This window comes from Aurantimonas aggregata (assembly GCF_010500835.1).
Classification (GTDB): Bacteria; Pseudomonadota; Alphaproteobacteria; order Rhizobiales; family Rhizobiaceae; genus Aurantimonas; species Aurantimonas aggregata.
Genome location: NZ_JAAAMJ010000006.1, coordinates 97,193 through 113,635 on the forward strand (window position 1 = coordinate 97,193; position 16,443 = coordinate 113,635).

Annotated in this window: 19 protein-coding genes; 7 read left to right on the forward strand and 12 right to left on the reverse strand. The window is 66.4% G+C overall.

Annotated features, from left to right (window positions below):
* Positions 1–62 precede the first annotated feature (62 nt).
* Together GTW51_RS10505 and GTW51_RS10510 are read right to left on the reverse strand one after the other, a co-directional pair.
* Positions 63–506 carry a nuclear transport factor 2 family protein gene (locus GTW51_RS10505; RefSeq protein WP_163043877.1) on the reverse strand — a complete coding sequence of 148 codons (444 nt, stop codon included), beginning with the start codon at positions 504–506 and terminating at the stop codon, positions 63–65.
* Positions 507–601: 95 nt separating this feature from the next.
* A complete protein-coding gene (locus GTW51_RS10510; RefSeq protein WP_163043975.1) occupies positions 602–1,996 on the reverse strand; it encodes a homospermidine synthase in 1,395 nt (464 codons plus the stop codon).
* A gap of 257 nt (positions 1,997–2,253) precedes the next feature.
* On the opposite strand from GTW51_RS10510, the gene GTW51_RS10515 reads away from it, so the two are divergent.
* The gene (locus GTW51_RS10515) at positions 2,254–3,228 is read left to right on the forward strand and encodes a small ribosomal subunit Rsm22 family protein (RefSeq protein WP_163043878.1); all 975 of its coding nucleotides are present in this window, start codon (positions 2,254–2,256) and stop codon (positions 3,226–3,228) included.
* Positions 3,229–3,237: 9 nt separating this feature from the next.
* Here GTW51_RS10515 and GTW51_RS10520 read toward each other — a convergent pair whose 3' ends face one another.
* Positions 3,238–5,067 carry a M3 family oligoendopeptidase gene (locus GTW51_RS10520; RefSeq protein WP_163043879.1) on the reverse strand — a complete coding sequence of 610 codons (1,830 nt, stop codon included), beginning with the start codon at positions 5,065–5,067 and terminating at the stop codon, positions 3,238–3,240.
* A gap of 158 nt (positions 5,068–5,225) precedes the next feature.
* Between GTW51_RS10520 and GTW51_RS10525 the strand changes: the two genes are divergently transcribed.
* On the forward strand, positions 5,226–6,686 hold the full coding sequence (locus GTW51_RS10525; RefSeq protein WP_163043880.1) for a sigma 54-interacting transcriptional regulator: 1,461 nt from the start codon (positions 5,226–5,228) through the stop codon (positions 6,684–6,686).
* A 234-nt stretch (positions 6,687–6,920) separates the two neighbouring features.
* Positions 6,921–8,618, forward strand: coding sequence for a peptidoglycan L,D-endopeptidase MepK (locus GTW51_RS10530; RefSeq protein ID WP_163043881.1), 1,698 nt, complete (start codon positions 6,921–6,923; stop codon positions 8,616–8,618).
* Between the two features lie 236 nt (positions 8,619–8,854).
* Here the strand turns inward: GTW51_RS10530 and GTW51_RS10535 are convergent, their stop codons facing one another.
* Positions 8,855–9,112 carry a hypothetical protein gene (locus tag GTW51_RS10535; RefSeq protein ID WP_163043882.1) on the reverse strand — a complete coding sequence of 86 codons (258 nt, stop codon included), beginning with the start codon at positions 9,110–9,112 and terminating at the stop codon, positions 8,855–8,857.
* A 237-nt stretch (positions 9,113–9,349) separates the two neighbouring features.
* Here GTW51_RS10535 and GTW51_RS10540 point away from each other — a divergent pair, with 237 nt between their 5' ends.
* Entirely contained in the window at positions 9,350–9,781 is a 432-nt protein-coding gene (locus GTW51_RS10540) for a Ros/MucR family transcriptional regulator (RefSeq protein ID WP_163043883.1), read from the forward strand.
* An 86-nt stretch (positions 9,782–9,867) separates the two neighbouring features.
* Here the strand turns inward: GTW51_RS10540 and GTW51_RS10545 are convergent, their stop codons facing one another.
* Both GTW51_RS10545 and GTW51_RS10550 read right to left on the reverse strand, forming a co-directional pair.
* Complete coding sequence (locus tag GTW51_RS10545; RefSeq protein ID WP_163043884.1) at positions 9,868–10,131, reverse strand: DUF2312 domain-containing protein; 264 nt, start codon at positions 10,129–10,131, stop codon at positions 9,868–9,870.
* 103 nt (positions 10,132–10,234) lie between these two features.
* Positions 10,235–10,540, reverse strand: a complete 306-nt coding sequence (locus GTW51_RS10550) for a DUF1244 domain-containing protein (RefSeq protein ID WP_163043885.1) — start codon at positions 10,538–10,540, stop codon at positions 10,235–10,237.
* Between the two features lie 324 nt (positions 10,541–10,864).
* On the opposite strand from GTW51_RS10550, the gene GTW51_RS10555 reads away from it, so the two are divergent.
* Together GTW51_RS10555 and pyk are read left to right on the forward strand one after the other, a co-directional pair.
* Positions 10,865–11,335 carry a DUF1036 domain-containing protein gene (locus GTW51_RS10555; protein WP_246232941.1) on the forward strand — a complete coding sequence of 157 codons (471 nt, stop codon included), beginning with the start codon at positions 10,865–10,867 and terminating at the stop codon, positions 11,333–11,335.
* A complete protein-coding gene (gene pyk / locus GTW51_RS10560) occupies positions 11,332–12,768 on the forward strand; it encodes a pyruvate kinase (protein ID WP_163043886.1) in 1,437 nt (478 codons plus the stop codon). The genes GTW51_RS10555 and pyk overlap by 4 nt, the downstream gene beginning before the upstream one ends.
* A 71-nt stretch (positions 12,769–12,839) precedes the next feature.
* On the opposite strand, the gene GTW51_RS10565 is transcribed toward pyk, so the two are convergent.
* From GTW51_RS10565 to GTW51_RS10590, 6 genes are all read right to left on the reverse strand, one after another.
* Positions 12,840–13,067, reverse strand: coding sequence for a hypothetical protein (locus tag GTW51_RS10565; protein ID WP_163043887.1), 228 nt, complete (start codon positions 13,065–13,067; stop codon positions 12,840–12,842).
* A 58-nt stretch (positions 13,068–13,125) separates the two neighbouring features.
* Positions 13,126–13,869: a tetratricopeptide repeat protein gene (locus tag GTW51_RS10570; protein WP_163043888.1), complete on the reverse strand. Its 744-nt coding sequence runs from the start codon at positions 13,867–13,869 to the stop codon at positions 13,126–13,128.
* An 80-nt stretch (positions 13,870–13,949) separates the two neighbouring features.
* The gene (ykgO, locus tag GTW51_RS10575; protein ID WP_163043889.1) at positions 13,950–14,075 is read right to left on the reverse strand and encodes a type B 50S ribosomal protein L36; all 126 of its coding nucleotides are present in this window, start codon (positions 14,073–14,075) and stop codon (positions 13,950–13,952) included.
* 177 nt (positions 14,076–14,252) lie between these two features.
* Positions 14,253–15,329 (reverse strand): 5-(carboxyamino)imidazole ribonucleotide synthase, encoded by a 1,077-nt coding sequence (locus tag GTW51_RS10580; RefSeq protein ID WP_163043890.1) that lies wholly within the window; start codon positions 15,327–15,329, stop codon positions 14,253–14,255.
* Positions 15,326–15,823: a 5-(carboxyamino)imidazole ribonucleotide mutase gene (gene purE / locus GTW51_RS10585; RefSeq protein WP_163043891.1), complete on the reverse strand. Its 498-nt coding sequence runs from the start codon at positions 15,821–15,823 to the stop codon at positions 15,326–15,328. The genes GTW51_RS10580 and purE overlap by 4 nt, the downstream gene beginning before the upstream one ends.
* On the reverse strand, positions 15,820–16,023 hold the full coding sequence (locus GTW51_RS10590; RefSeq protein WP_163043892.1) for a YdcH family protein: 204 nt from the start codon (positions 16,021–16,023) through the stop codon (positions 15,820–15,822). Before GTW51_RS10590 ends, purE begins: the two co-directional genes overlap by 4 nt.
* Positions 16,024–16,233: 210 nt before the next feature.
* Between GTW51_RS10590 and GTW51_RS10595 the strand changes: the two genes are divergently transcribed.
* Positions 16,234–16,410, forward strand: a complete 177-nt coding sequence (locus GTW51_RS10595) for a YdcH family protein (protein WP_163043893.1) — start codon at positions 16,234–16,236, stop codon at positions 16,408–16,410.
* Positions 16,411–16,443: the final 33 nt, after the last annotated feature.

Genomic DNA, 16,443 nt, shown 5'->3' on the forward strand with positions numbered 1-16,443 from the left:
GGTCGCTGATGCCAAGGTTAACCCATTCCCGCAACACTGTCATCGCGCCGCGACGGTGCGGATCAGACAGTTTCGGGCCGCCGCAGGGCCAGGACGGAATGGATCGAGCCGATCGTCTCGATCGAGCGGATCCGGCCGTCGGTGGTGAAGGCGAACCAGTACATCGTCGTGCCGGTGATCAGGGTTCCGGTCTGCTCGTCCCGGCGCGTCCAGTCGCAGCGGCTGGCGGCTTCGTCGAGCTCGCAGACGATGCCGCGGGGCTCGTAGGAGATGTAGTTGGTCCGCTTCATCAATTCCTGGAGGAAGGCGGTCGCCTCCTCCTCGCCCTGCAGGCGGAACTCGCCTTCCATTCGCCCGAACCAGGGGGCATCGGCCATCGCGTCGTTGCTGCGCTGGGAGAATACCGCGCCGGGCGCGAAATGGCGCGCAATGTTGCCGGGCGTGCCCGACATCACCGCGTCCATTACAGCCTCGACCACCTGGCGCCGGGCATCGTTGTCGGTCATCACATGCTCCATTGCGGTGGTACATTTGTAGCCACCTAATGGTAAAGCGCACGCTTTACCAGCCCGACCAAGATGATCGGGCCGGAGCAAAACGATCACCTGACGAGGATGTTCCTGAACTGCCACGGATCCTTGTCGTCGAGGTCTTCCGGGAACAATCCCGGGCGGTCCTTCAACGGCGTCCAGTCGGTATAGTAGCCCTTGACCGGGCCGAGATACGGTTGCTGCACTTCCAGGCAGCGCCGGTAATCCATCTCGTCGGTCTCGACGATCCCCGCTTCGGGGTTCTCCAGCGCCCACACCATGCCGGCGAGCACCGCAGAGCTCACCTGCAGGCCGGTGGCACTCTGGTAGGGCGCCAGCTTGCGCGCCTCTTCGAGCGACAATTGCGAGCCATACCAGTAGGCGTTCTTCTCGTGGCCGTAGAGCAGCACGCCCAGCTCGTCGACGCCGTCGAGAAGTTCGCTCTCGTCGAGCACGTGATGCTCGGGCTGGATCTTGCCGGCCGCGCCGAACAGTTCGTCCAGCGACAGCACCGCGTCGTTGCACGGGTGATATGCGTAGTGGCAGGTCGGCCGGTACGTCACCTCGTCGTCGCGGTTGCGATGGCTGAAATAGTCGGCGATCGAGATCGACTCGTTGTGGGTGACGAGGAAGCCGTATTGCGGCCCTGGCGTCGGGCACCAGGATCGGACCCGCGTGTTGGCGCCGGGCTGTTCGAGGAAGATCCCCGACTGGTGGCCCTTCTTGTGCATGCGGGCGTTCTTCGGCATCCACTTCTCATGGGTGCCCCAGCCTAGCTCCGCCGGCTGCATGCCTTCCGACAGGAAGCCTTCCACCGACCAGGTGTTCCAGAACACGTTGAGCGGCTTCGGCGCCTTGGCGCGCTGGGTGTCGCGCTCGGCGATGTGGATGCCCTTGACCCCGACGCGCTTCATCAACTTCGCCCAGCCCTCGCGATCGTCCGCGGTCGGCTCGGTGGATTCGAGGCCGATCTCGCGCGACACGTCGATCAGCGCCTGCTTGACGAACCATGAGACCATGCCCGGATTGGCGCCGCAGCAGGAGACGGCCGTGGTGCCGCCCGGATGCTTGCGCTTCTCCTTGCGCACCGTTTCGCGCAGCGCATAGTTCGTGCGATCGGCGTTGGACAGCGACTCGTTGAAGTAGAAGCCGAGCCACGGCTCGACGACCGTGTCGATGTAGAGAACGCCGAGCTTGCGGCAGAGCTTCATCAGGTCGAGCGAGCCGGTATCGACCGACAGGTTGACGCAGAAGCCCTGGCCCTTGCCTTCGGTCAGCAGCGGCGTCAGCAGTTCCTCGTAATTCTTCTTGGTCACCGCCTCGTTGACGAAGCGGATGCCGCGCTCGTCGAGGAGCGCCTTGTCGGCATCGTTCGGATCGATGACGGTGAAGCGCGACTTGTCGTAGTCGAAATGCCGCTCGATCAGTGGCAGGGTTCCCTTGCCGATCGAACCAAAGCCGATCATCACGATGGGCCCTGAAATCTTTGCGTGTATCGGGTGCTTGTCACGTTTCACGGACAGCCCTCCTGGTAGTTGAATTGTGCCGAGGGGTTTCGGCGAAGGCGCTAGTACAGATTTAAGACACGGGCTAGGACAGTTAGGTGACAAATGAAAGGGCGAGGGCCCTGACCGGCGCTCCGACGTCAGTGTCGCCCTGCGTCTCAGGGCGGTCAGATATCCCTCGCTCATCTCCCTCCGAGACCGCAACGACCGAGACCTGAATGCAGCTTCCCCCGGCCTTGCGGCTTGCCCTCGACGCTCATCTAGACGACCGGCCCCTCGCCGGTCTGCGCACCGAAGGCGCACGACTGTCGCAACGCTACCGTGCCGAGACGCGCGACGGCAAACGCCATCTGGACGGCGAGGCGGCGGTGCTGGCCTATCTGGCGGCCCGAATGCCGGCAACCTTCGCCGCGGTGAGGGCGAGCCTTGCCGCAGTCGCCCGGCGTCAGCCGGATTTTACCCCGCGAACGCTGCTCGACGTCGGGGCAGGGCCGGGCACCGCGCTCTGGGCCGCCCTCGACGCGTTCGACAGCCTTGTCGCGGCGACATTGGTCGAGGCCAGCCCACCGGCCATGGCAGTCGGCCAGGCGCTCTGCGATGCGGGCCTGTCGGACTCTGTCGTCGATGTCGAATGGGTCGCGGGCGATGCCCTGTCCGGCCTTTCGGCCCGCGAGCCGGCCGACCTCGTCTCGCTCGCCTATGTCCTCGACGAACTGCCGCCGGCCGCCATCCCCCGCCTCGTTGCCGACCTCTGGCGCCTGACGCGCCACGTGCTGGTGATCGTCGAGCCCGGCACCACGGCGGGCTGGCGCCGCATCCTCGCAGCACGCGACCAGCTGCTGGCCGAAGGCGGCGCGATCCTGGCGCCGTGCCCGCATGCCGCCGCCTGTCCGCTGACGCCGCCCGACTGGTGCCATTTCGCCGAACGGGTCGAGCGCTCGCGCACCCATCGCCTGACCAAGGGCGGCACCGTGCCCTACGAGGACGAGAAGTTCATCTATCTCGCCGTCGCCCGCGAGCCCGCCGCCCCGCCTGCAGCGCGGGTACTGGCGCCGCCGCGCAGCGGCAGCGGCAAGGTCCAGCTGAAGCTCTGCACCGCCGGCGGCACGCTGCAGGAGCGACTGGTGACCAAGCGCGAAGGCGAGACCTTCCGCTCGGCGCGGCGGCTGGAATGGGGTGATGAATGGGGATGATCTGGAGGTTCAATCCTCCATCGCTTCCAGCTCGTCGATGAAGCCGGAGATCATCGCCAGGCCGCGCGACCAGAAGGCCGGGTCGGAGGCGTCGAGGCCGAAGGGCTTCAGGAGTTCGGAGTGATGCTTGGTGCCGCCGGCCTTCAGCATCGCGAAATACTTCTCCTGGAAGCCGGATTCGGAGTTCTCGTAGACCGCGTACAGCGAGTTCACCAGGCAGTCGCCGAAGGCGTAGGCGTAGACGTAGAACGGCGAATGGATGAAGTGCGGCACGTAGGTCCAGTAGGTCTCGTAGCCGTCGCCGAGCCGCAGCGACGGGCCGAGGCTCCTGGCCTGGACGTCCATCCAGATCTCGCCGATCCGCTCCGTCGTCAGCTCGCCCTGCCGGCGCTCCTCGTGCAGCGCCCGCTCGAACTGGTAGAAGGCGATCTGGCGCACCACCGTATTGATCATGTCCTCGACCTTGGAGGCGAGCAGCGTCTTGCGCTCAGCCTTGGTCCTGGTCTGGTCCAGCAGCGAGCGGAAGGTCAGCATCTCGCCGAAAACCGAGGCAGTTTCGGCCAGCGTCAGCGGCGTCGCCGCCATCAGCGCGCCCTGGCGCCCGGCCAGCACCTGGTGGACGCCATGGCCGAGTTCGTGCGCTAGCGTCATCACGTCGCGCGGCTTGCCCATATAGTTGAGCAGCACATAGGGATGGACGCTCGGCACCGTCGGGTGGGCGAAGGCACCCGGCGACTTGCCGGGCCGGATCGCCGCGTCGATCCAGCCATTGCTGAAGAACGGCTCGGCGATCGCGGCCATCTCCGGCGAGAAGCCGGAATAGGCCGACAGCACCGTCTCGCGGGCCTCGTCCCAGGAAATGTCGCGGCGGCGGGCGTCCGGCAGCGGCGCGTTGCGATCCCAGAAGTCGAGGACCTCGAGCCCCAGCCACTTCGCCTTCATGGCGTAATAGCGGTGCGAGATCGACGGATAGGCATCCGACACCGCCTTCTCCAGCGCGTCGACCACCTCCCGCTCGACCCGGTTGGCGAGGTGGCGCGAATCGGCGACGTCCTCGAAACCGCGCCAGCGATCGGAGATTTCCTTGTCCTTCGACAGCGTGTTGGTGATCAGCGTAAAAGTTCGCAGATTGTCGCTGAAGACGTTGGCCAGCGCGCTCGCCGCCTTGCGGCGCTTCTCGCCATCCGGGTCCTGCAGGAGGTTGAGGGTCGCCTCCAGCGCCAGGTCGTCGCCGTCGACGGTGAAGCGCAGCGAGGTCAGCGTCTCGTCGAACAGCCGATTCCAGGCGCCCCGGCCGGTGATCGCCTTTTCGTGGAAAAGCTCCTCGACCCGGTCCTCCAGCTGGAACGGCTTGTCCTGGCGAAGGTCGACCAGCCACGGCCGGTAGTGGGCGAGCGCCGGGTCCCGATCCATCGCCGCATCGACCACCGCATCGTCGATCCGGTTGAGCTCCAGCGGGAAGAACAAGAGACGCGACGAGATGTCGGTTACCGCCGACTGGATGTCGCCGTAGAACTTGGCGCGCGTCGGATCGGACGTGTCGCCGGAATAGATCAGGCCGGCATAGGAGATGATCCGACCGAGCAGTTCCTCAAGCGCCTCGAAGGCGACGACCGCTTCGGCAAGGCTCGGCTCCCCGGTCGTCGCCGCCTCGGTCAGCGTTCCGCGCCAGCGCGCCTGGAAGGCCTCGGCGAGGCGGCGCGCCTCGGCCAGATCGTCGGCGAGCTCCTGGCTGTCCATCGACGGATAGAGGTCGGCGAGGTTCCACTCCGGCAGCGCGGCGGTGCCGTCGCCGGCAGCCTCGAGGGCGGAGAAGATCGGACGGAAGGGCAGGTTCATCGCGTCATGCTCGTTCTGGAGGGCAGGCGGCCATCAGCCGAATCGTTCGAATTGTCGCCAAATCGGATCGCGGTCGTTGATCACGTCCGTTCAGCCGAATTTCAGTCGGTCGTGCCAAATTGGGTCATCCTCGCGCCGTGACGAGGTCGGAGGCTGACGTGTCGCGAACTGTACTCATTGTCGACGACGATCCTATACAACGCCGATTGCTCGACGCCCAAGTCGCGCGCATGGGCTACACCCCGATTTGCTGCGCCGGCGGCCGCACCGCGCTGGACGCGCTCGACGGCAAGCATCGCGGGTCGATCCTGGCCGTCGTCCTGGACCTGATGATGCCCGATTCCGGCGGCCTCGATGTTCTGGCTGAGATGCGCCGCCAGGAAATAGAGATTCCCGTCGTCGTCCAGACTGCAAAGGGCTCGATCGAGACGGTCGTCGAGGCGATGCGGGCGGGGGCGTTCGACTTTCTCGTGAAGCCGTTCTCCCCGGAGAAGCTGCGCGACGTGCTGGGCAGCGCCGCCCGCATGCAGGCCGCGCCACGTCGGCCGGTTTCGGCGGCGAGGACACGAAAGCTGCTGGCAGAGACCAACGCGTCCCCAGCGCTCCGCCCGGTTCTGCTGGCGGCGGCGAAGGCGGCCCGCTCGGCCATCCCGGTGCTGATCGAGGGCGAGACCGGTGCCGGCAAGGAATGGCTGGCCGCTGCGATCCAGGCTGAAGGCGACCGCGCCGAGCGCCCTTTCGTGACGCTTAACTGCGGCGCCATCCCCGCCGACCTCGCCGAAAGCATCCTCTTCGGACACGAGAAAGGTGCCTTCACCGACGCCGGACGGCGCCATGACGGCAAGTTCCTGCAGGCCGAGGGTGGCACGCTCTTCCTCGACGAGGTGGGCGAACTGTCCATGGCCGCTCAGGTCAAGCTGCTCCGCGTGTTGCAGACGGGCGAAGTCGATCTCGTCGGGGGCTCGGCCAGGCGCCGCGTCGACGTGCGGATCATCTCGGCAACCAATCGCAGCCTTGCGGCCGCCGTGGCGACGGGCCGATTCCGCGAGGATCTCTACTACCGGCTGAACGCCTTCGAGATCCACGTCCCGCCGTTGCGCGAGCGTCGGGACGAAATTTCCCACCTCGCAAGCGGCTGTCTGGAGCGCTTCGGGCGGGTCGAGCGGCAGGCACCCGGGCGCCGCCTGTCGCGCGGCGCGCTCGACCTGCTGCAGCGATACGACTGGCCGGGCAATATCCGCCAGCTGGAGAATGCGGTCTACCGCGCCCTGGTGCTCAGCGAGTCGGAAATCCTCGAAGCGGCGGGTTTCGCCCATGTCGCCGCGCTGGTCTCGGCGACGTCGCGGCCGGCGGCAGTGGTATCCGGCAGCGCGCCCGATGACGCAAGCGAGCCGAATGCGGTGCCGAGCCCGACGAGCCTGGAGACTGACGTTGCGCCGACGGCATTTCCCCTGCGCGACGAGGCGGGACAGATCCGCCGCATCGACGATATCGAGGCGGATGTCATCCGTGTGGCGCTCTGCCAGTATGGCGGGCAGATGAGCGAGATCGCCCGCCGGCTGGGCATCGGGCGATCGACGCTCTACCGCAAGATGCGCGAATACAATATCGGCGCCTGACGTTCCGACCGGCGAATCTAACGCGGCGATGCGCCGAGCAGTAGCCAAGTCCCGGGCAAATAACCTTAATTGGAGCTTAACGCTTTCGGAGCAAAATCCGCAGGAAGTTTGGCGACTGTCATCTTGATGCCGCAGTTTTGGAAAAACTGGACGTGTGGGGTGACAGTTCCTATGACAGCAGTGCCCCGGGGGACAGGCGCGGGGCCTGCAGCGGTTTTTGAGGGGAAACACCGAATGCTCGGACACACCGCCCGCGCGGGCCGCTTGGCCAAGCGCATCGCGATGCTCGCCGCTCTCGTCATGTTCGGATTGGGGGCTACGACGGCGGCCAAGGCCGAGACAAGGGTCATCAAGCTCTACAACGTTCACAACAAAGAGCAGGGCTCCTTCGCCTACAAGCGCAATGGCCGCTACGTCGCGGCCGAGATGAAGAAGATCAACTGGTTCCTGCGCGACTGGCGCCGCAACGAGCCGACCACGATCGATCCCCGCCTCATCGATCTCGTCTGGGAAGCCTACCGCCAGACAGGCTCGCGCAACGCCATCAACGTCGTCAGCTCCTACCGCTCCTCCGCTACCAACAACATGCTGCGTTCGCGCAGTTCCGGCGTCGCCAAGACCAGCCAGCACACGGCCGGCAAGGCGATGGACTTCTTCATCCCGGGCGTGCCGATCAAGAAGATGCGCGACATCGGCCTGAAGATGCAGGTCGGCGGCGTCGGCTATTATCCGAAATCCGGCTCGCCCTTCGTGCACTTCGACGTCGGCAATGCCCGCCACTGGCCGCGCATGAGCCGCAAGGAACTCGTTGCCGTCTTCCCGAAGGGGAATACCGTGCACGTTCCGTCAGACGGCAAGCCGCTGCCCGGCTACCAGCAGGCGCTCGCCTCCTACAAGCAGCGCAAGGGCGCCTCGGACATCCAGGTTGCCAACGCCAGTTCGTCGGGCGGTGGGGGCAAGACGCTTCTCGCCATGCTGTTCGGCGGCGGAGCAGACGAGGCCGACGACGAGGCGGAGGTCGCGGCGCCAGCCCGTGCCGCCCCGGCAGCCCGTACGCCGCGCCAGGCGGCGCCTGAAGTCGTCGTCGCCGCCGTGACGCCGCAGTCCCGCCCGAACCAGACCCAGCCGAATGCCGTCGCCGTGCCCGTCGGCGACCGCTTCGACGTGAGCTCGCCAGCCCGTGCGAGTGCCCCGGCCACCGAGACCGAGGTCGCGTCGTTGGAGTCTGCCAAGATCCCGGTCCCGACCTGGGCGCCATCGCGCGCCATGGCTGAAGCCATCGCGGAAGTGCCCGCCGCAGCCGAGCCCGACGCCGTTTCATCCCTGGTCGCAGCCCTCGAGACCCAGGCCGCCGAGACGGTTGCCATGGGTGAGATGGCCTATGCCGTGCCGACACCGCGTGACCGGCCGCAATTCGACGCCGTACTGAACGAGCCGGCTGTGGTTGCCGCCGCGCCGGCACCGGCCCCTGCCGCCGCGCCCGCTAGCGCTCCGGCCGCGCCGACGGTCGTCGCGGCCGCCCCGGTTCCGGCTGCCTCGCCGCGGCCGCTGGTCAAGCCGGAAGCCACCCAGGTCGCCTCCCTGATCACCGCCGCATCCAGCCGGCCAACTCCGCTGGTGCAGCCGGCGCGGGCGCCGCTGGTCGAAGGCAAGGGCGGACGTGTGCTGAAGGAAGCGACCCTTCCGCCGGCCAAGGCCATCACCGTCGACCCCCAGGAAGCCATCGCTTCGCGCATCGCCGTCGCCGCTTTGGTCGCCGATCCTGCCCAGCGCGCCCGCGAGCCGCAGCAGATGCCGGACGGGAAGAGTCTGGTCAGCGACATCCCGTCATCGGTGTTCGCCGCAGGCTTCGCGCCCGCAACCGCTGCGCAGAAGACCGGTCGCTTCTCGGGTTCGGCGGTGACCTTCCTGCCGCTCGTCAAGCTGCAGTAGCAGCGCAGCCGACTGTTCTTGCGCGACAGGTCGCCGCAGAACACGTCTGGAAGCATCCATCGGGGGCAAGCAGCGGCAACCGGCCCGCTGCTTGCTCCCGATGCGTTCGGCATCAGGTGAGTGGGCGTCATGCGCTTTGGCGGCCAACGGCTTCCCTCGGCCTTTGCCGCAACAGCGAACGCCAAGGTCTTCCACGCCGTGATATGCGGCGGAACCCTTGGCAAACTCGCGCATTTTCAAAATACCGCAGAGCTATAGGCCGCGCCGCTGTCGCCGGAATCGTCGGTAGTTCCGAAATAGGTGTTCCGGCGCGAGCAAAACGTGCGGATGCGGTACGCCTGCAACTCACTGGCGAAATCAATTCGGCCTGAAAATATTGGGATCGTCGCTGAACCGCGGGCGGAAAACTTCGCCTGAAGGAATTGAATTGTGACAGCGTAGGTCAGCGTGGAAATGATGGGCTCTGTGAATTCTTGCCGGCGCGTGATGATCACGTCGCCGTAGTCCGGCTATGCTCGCGATTGAATGATCCCATGACCACTCGGAAATGAAAAACCTTGGGATTGTAAAGCCTTCGCTTGACACTAAGTATAGAACTATGAATACGGATCTCTAAGGTCGTTGTATGACGCATCGTACCGCCGAATCGCACGTAACATGTACGCTGCCGCGGAGATCACCACTGCGGACCAGCTAGTCCGCCTCCCTCTTCGCACACGATTGGAAAAAACATGGATCAGATCGAAAACGTCGACAACAACGAGATGCTGATGGAACTGACGGCCGAAGTGGTCGCCGCCTATGTCAGCAACAATTCTCTGCCTGTGTCTGAGCTTCCGGGACTTATCTCGGACGTCTATGGCGCCCTCGGACGCACCACCATCGCGCCGCAGGCGCCTCTGGCCGAGAAGCCGAAGCCGGCCGTGCCGGTGAAGAAGTCGGTCACCGATGACTTCATCATCTGTCTCGAGGACGGCAAGAAGTTCAAGTCGCTGAAGCGCCATTTGATGACCCACTACAGCCTGACGCCCGAGGACTACCGCGAGAAGTGGGATCTGCCTTCGGACTACCCGATGGTCGCCCCGAACTACGCGGCGGCGCGTTCGCGTCTCGCCAAGCAGATGGGCCTCGGCCACAAGCGGCGCCGTGCCGCAGCCCGGTAATTGATCCGGCGGCAGCCTGCTGCCGTCGCCATGAAAAAAGGCCCGCCGGCTTTCGCCCGCGGGCCTTTTTCTTGTCGATCGGGAAGTCAGTCCTTGGCGAGATCGGCAGCCATGCCGAGTGCCTGCAGATAGAGGTCGAGGATCGCCTCCTGCTCCTGGCGCTCGTTCTGGTCCTGCTTGCGCAGCGAAATCACCCGCCGCAGCACCTTGGTGTCGAAGCCGTTGCCCTTGGCTTCCGCATAGACGTCCTTGATGTCGTCCGCGATGGTCTTCTTCTCTTCCTCGAGTCGTTCGATCCGCTCGACGAAGGAGCGTAGTTGATCCTGAGCGACATCATGCACGTCGGACATGTCGGGTCTCCGTATGGCGCCGTCATGCGGCATTCGCGCAGCGGCCTAGCAGACGCGGGCGATTCGTTGAATGGGCCGGCGCGAAGGCCGGGCGTATCTCTCGTCAGTCGTGCGGGCGCGACGTCTCGAAGCGCGCCTGGGAATCGGGGGCGGCTTCCGTCTGGTAGGTCTCGCGCCACACCTCGTAGGGCATCCCGTAGACGATTTCCCGCGCCTCGTCCTTCGAGATTTCCTGCCCGTCCGCAGCGGCCGCGTCGCGAAACCAGTTGGACAGGCAGTTGCGGCAGAAGCCGGCGAGATTCATCATGTCGATGTTCTGCACATCGGTGCGGGCGCGCAGGTGATCGCGCAGCCGCCGGAATGCGGCGGCTTCGTATTCGAGGCGCTGCCTGTCGCTGATCTCGTCCATGCTTGCGGCTCCTTGTGCGGCTCTGCTGGTCCCAAGCCCCGCATATCGCCCCCGCCGCGACACGGATCAAGCCCGGGGGCGGTGATGGCCGGGCTCGCCTATTGCGGCGCGATAGGCTAGGTGCGGAGCAGGTCGTGCGCGTTGGGGGCCGGCAATGCTTCGCCGCCGGTGCGATCGGCGGCACTCGGCAGCTTCAGCGCGGGGCCGCCCCGGTGGCCGGAAGCTGCGCCAGGGCAGCCTCACGCAAGTCATCGCGTTGACAGCATTGGCCGCTATGCGAAGAAGAGGCATTCTGCGACCCGATCCGCAAGCGAGGATAGCGTGATGAAATCTGACTCCCTGCGCTGGCTTTGGAACGGCGCGGCAGCCTGCGTGACGGCCATCGGCCTCACCATCCTGTCGGCGCCGCTCACGGCCGACGCCGCAAAGGCCGATTTCCGCGTCTGCAACGGCACGCAGTCGCTGGTCGGCGTCGCCATCGGCTATCGCGCCGAGGCAGGCTGGACCACCGAAGGCTGGTGGCGCATCCCGGCGACGACCTGCAAGTCGATCATCGAGGGGCCGCTGTCGTCCCGCTATTACTACCTCTACGCCGAGGATGCCGACGGAAACGGCCGCTGGGCTGGCTCCGTCAGCCTCTGCATCGCCGAGAACGAGTTCAAGATCGCCGGCGTCAAGGACTGCTTCCAGCGCGGATACCAGAAGATGGGCTTCCGCGAATACGACACAGGCGAGCAGGCCAGCTGGATGGTCCAGCTGACCGAGGCGCCGCGCGAAGGTACGGATACACAATGAGACGCAATCGCAGGGTCAAGATTCTCGCCACGCTCGGACCCGCTTCGTCGTCGGAGGAGATGATCCGCAAGCTGCACGAGGCAGGTGCCGACGTCTTCCGGATCAACATGAGCCATGCCGATCACGACACGATGCGGGAGCTGGTCAAGCGGATCCGCCGGGTCGAGGAAGCGGTCGGGCGGCCGATCGGCATCCTCGCCGACCTCCAGGGACCGAAGCTGCGGGTCGGCCCCTTCGAGGACGGCAAGGTCACCCTCGCCGTCGGCCAGGAATTCACCCTCGACGACGACCCGACGCCCGGCAACCCGACGCGGGTCTACCTGCCGCATCCCGAGATCCTCGTGGCGGTGCAGGAGGGTCATAGGCTGCTGATCGACGACGGCCGGCTGCAGCTCGTCTGCATCTCTACCGACCAGCACCACATCAAGTGCCGCGTCGTCGCCGGCGACAAGATCTCCGATCGCAAGGGCGTCAGCCTTCCCGACACGACGCTCGCCACTGGCGCGCTGACCGACAAGGACCGCCGCGATCTCGACGCGGTGCTGGCCGAGAATGTCGACTGGGTGGCTTTGTCATTCATCCAGCGCCCCGACGATCTGGCCGAGGCCCGCAAGATCGCCCGCGGCCGCGCCTTCATCCTGTCGAAGATCGAGAAGCCGCAGGCGGTCGAGCGCCTCGACGAGATCATCGAGCTGTCGGACGCGATCATGGTCGCCCGCGGCGATCTCGGCGTCGAGCTGCCGCTCGAGACCGTCCCCGGCATCCAGAAGCGCATCACCCGTGCCGCCCGCAAGGCCGGCAAGCCGGTGGTCGTCGCGACGCAGATGCTGGAATCGATGATTTCCGCGCCGGTGCCGACGCGCGCCGAGGTCTCGGACGTTTCCACCGCCGTCTACGAGGGCGCCGACGCGGTCATGCTGTCGGCGGAATCGGCCGCCGGCGACTATCCGGTCGAGGCGGTCGCGACGATGGACCGCATCGCCGTGCAGGTCGAAAAGGATCCGCTCTATCCCGGCATCATCTTCGCCCAGCGTCCGGCGCCCGAGCCGACCGGCGCCGACGCCGTCTCGCTCGCCGCACGGCAGATGGCCGAGACCCTCGGCGTCGCGGTGATCGTGACCTATACGGCGACCGGCACCACCGGCCTGCGCACGGCCCGCGAGCGGCCGCAGATCCCGATCCTGGCGCTGTCGCCGGTGGTCGAGACGGCCCGCCGCCTGTCGCTTGTCTGGGGCCTGCATTGCGTCGTCACCGAGGACGCGCAGGATCTCGACGACATGGTCGATCGCGCCTGCCGCATTTCGGTCGAGCAGGGCTATGCCCGATCGGGCGAACGGCTGATCGTCACGGCCGGCGTGCCGCTGCGCACCCCCGGCGCGACCAACATGCTGCGCATCGCCTATATCGGTTCGGATGGCCTCTCCGCCGTCTGACGCTGCTGCAAGCCTCGATGAGATCCGCTCGCGACATTTGTTATGCGCGAGCGGCTCTCTTCAGCGCTGCTTCAATTGCGATATTTTGAGAAGACAGCGCTTACCGCCGCATCCGTGGCTATCTCGCCGCGCCGGACTTCGGCCTCGGCCTCGATGAGATCGGCTTCTTCCCCCGGTGACAGTTGATAGACGGCGTCGTCGTCGCCAGTCAGGCGCAGAAGGATGCGCGCGTACTCATCCTGCAGTTCAGCAGGCAGGGTCCGGACTCGCTCCAGGGCTTGTTCCAGCAATGCTGTCATGACGCCGTTATCCCTGTGATTTACAGCAAATAAAGTGCTCGCTCGCCTGCCGCCGAGCTCAGAGCAGCGGGCCGACCAGTTCATCGGACAACCGCCCGGCGGCGTCCTGCGCCGATTTGAGCGACGGATAGACGCTGAGCACCTGCATGTAGGCCTCGAGCGCCTTGTCCTTGTGGCCGGTCCGCTCGAGGATCGTGGCAAGGCCCATGAGGGCGCCCCAGTGGCGCGGCTCGCGGAGCAGCGTCTGCTCGATGTCGGCGAGCGACTTGCCCCAGTCATCGGTGGTGAAGCTCAGCGTCGCGCGGCGATTCCATGCCTCGGCATAATCGGGCGCGAGCACCAGCGCCTGGTCGAGCAGGTCGCGCGCCGCGGCACTGTCTTCCTCGGACATCGCCTTGGCGGCACGCAGCATCAGGAGATCGATCGTGGCGCTGCCGCTGCGTCGCCATTGCCGCTCGATCCGCGAGGCGATCAGGCGCGCCTTGCCCTCGTCGGGTTCCTTGCGCAGTTCGGCGAACAGCCCGTCGATGGTCCGCTCCGGCGTCGCCGGGTCGTCGTCGGTCACGGCGGCTTCCTGCGCGTCCCCGTCGGGAAGCGGCTCGCTGCCGAAGGCGTCGGGTGATTCTTCGAGGTCCTCGTCCGGTGCCGGCAGGACCATCGGCGGGTCCTCGGGGCCCGGCGCCATATCCGGCGACGCCTCGGGCAAGGCCGCCGGCGGCTCGACGCCCTGCGCGAGGGCAGGGGAGACTGCCGAAGACGCGAGGATGAGGCTGAGGGCGGTAGAAATCAGAACGGCGCGCATGGGAAGAACCTACGTCTCCCGTGCGCGCCGTCAAACTGAAATATCGGTGAGCGGCCTGCCCGAAGGCGGCCGGCTCGGGATCAGCCCTGGCGGGCCTTGAAGCGCGGGGCTTCCTTGTTGATGATATAGACGCGGCCCTTGCGGCGAACCAAGCGGTTGGCGCGGTGGCGGGTCTTCAGTGCCTTGAGCGAATTCTTGATCTTCATGACATCACCGGATCGTCTGAAGCGACGATCGGATCCTTTCCGTTCCGCCGCATAGGGAAGGGGCGCGCTGGCCGAGGCCTGCTACGCAAGTGCTGCGGAGATAGCTTTGCCCGCCGGCATTGTCAACGAGTCGTGGCCGAGCCGGGCGATTGTGTCGGCCGCCGCGACCATCGCCATCTATCGGCGCGCCAGACGGGTGAAATGGCCCATCTTGCGGCCCGGCCGGGCCGCCGCCTTGCCGTAGAGATGCACCACGGTCTCCGGCTCGGCGAGCAGTTCGGCGACGCGGCCGATCTCGTCGCCGATGAGATTTTCCATGACGCAGTCCGAGTGCCGGACGGGATCGCCGAGCGGCAGGCCGGCAATGGCCCGGACATGCTGGTCGAACTGCGACACGGCGCAGGCGGCTTCAGTCCAGTGGCCGGAATTGTGGACGCGCGGCGCGATCTCGTTGACCCGCAGGCTGTCGTCGGCCAGCACGAAGAACTCGACACCGATGACGCCGACATAGCCGAGCCGCTCGGCAATGCGGGCGGCGATCGCCTTGGCGGCTTCGGCCACGCCCGGGCTCACCCGCCCCGGCACGGTCGAGCGCCGCAGGATGCCGAGACTGTGGACGTTCTCTGCCGGATCATAGGCGATGACGGCGCCATCCGTGCCGCGCGCCGCGATCACCGAGCATTCGTAGGCAAAGGGGACCTTCTTTTCCAGGATCGACGGCACGCTGCCGAGGCTCTCGAAGGCGTCGGCATAGGGGCCGTTCGGCCGGATGATCGCCTGGCCCTTGCCGTCATAGCCGAAGCGGCGGGTCTTCAGGATGCAGTCGCCGCCGAGATCGAGCAGCGCATGGCCAAGTTCCTCGATCGAATCGACGGCCCGCCATTCGGCGGTCTCGACGTCGATGCCGTTGAGAAACGCCTTTTCCACCACGCGGTCCTGCGCGACTTCGAGCGCCTCGGCAGGCGGATAGAGCAGCGCCACGCCGATCGCCGCGCGCACCGGCTCGACGGGGACGTTCTCGAATTCGTAGGTGACGACATCGCAGCTTTTGGCGAGCCGGCCGAGTGCGCCGACATCGTCATAGGAAGCGACAATGATCTCGCTTGCCACCTGCGCCGCCGGACAACCGGCGTCCGGGTCGAGGACGGTGAGGCGATAGCCGAGGCGAGCCGCGGCCATGGCCAGCATGCGGCCGAGCTGGCCGCCGCCGATGATGCCGATCATGCTGCCGGCGGGCAAAGGCGCGCCGTTCATGCCTCGTCCCGCGGCTCGGACGCGACGGCGTCCGTCTGGGCCTGCCGCCAGGCATCGAGCCGGGCGGCGAGGGCATCGTCGGAGAGCGCCAGCACGGCGGCGGCGAGCAGGGCGGCGTTGACCGCGCCGGCCCGGCCGATCGCCAACGTCCCGACCGGAATGCCGGCCGGCATCTGCACGATCGACAGCAGGCTGTCCTTGCCGGACAGCGCCCGGCTTTCGACCGGCACGCCGAAGACCGGCAGTGGGGTGAGGGCGGCGGTCATGCCCGGCAGATGCGCCGCGCCGCCGGCGCCGGCGATGATGACCTTGAAGCCCGCGTCGCGTGCGCCGCGGGCGAATTCGTAGAGCCGTTCCGGTGTGCGGTGCGCCGAGACGATCCGCGCGTCGAACGCCACGCCGAGCGCGTCCAGCGTGTCGGCGGCGTTCTTCATCACGCTCCAGTCCGACTGGCTGCCCATGATGATGGCGACGGGGGTGGCGGCCTGGCTCATGCGCTGATGTCCGGGATGATCTGGTCCTCGAGGTCCTGCAGGCGGTCCTTGATCGCGAGCTTCTTCTTCTTCATGCGCTGCACCTGAAGCCTGTCGCAGCCCATTGCCTCCATCGCATTCACGGCGGCGTCGAAATCCGCATGTTCCTGCCGCAGGCGCGCGACCTGGAGCCTCAGGCCCGCCTGTTCCTGATCCGCCATCATCATCCTTTCGGAACGTCTGCTCGCCGTCGAATCGTGCCCCGGCATTGCCATTGTGCGGGCTCGGCGATGATTAACAAATGCCGCATTGAGGCGATAGCAATGGACCTGTCAGCCGTTCGACAGTGCTACCGAATTATGACACCTTCGAACGGTCGACGTCGCGGTCCCGCAGTCGGGGCCGCGGCCTCACTCACGAAGGGAGAAGCCATGTCCTTGGATACCCATCTCGCGACGCTCGAACAACGCCACACGGCGCTGGATGACGAGATTTCGAGCGCCCTGGTTTTGAAGCCGGCCATGACCGACGCGGAACTTGCGGAGATGAAGCGGCGGAAGCTGAAGCTGAAGGACGAGATCGAACGTCTCCGCCAGCCCAGGAACTGAGCCTTTCGCCGGGTGCGGGAACGCCCCGCGCCC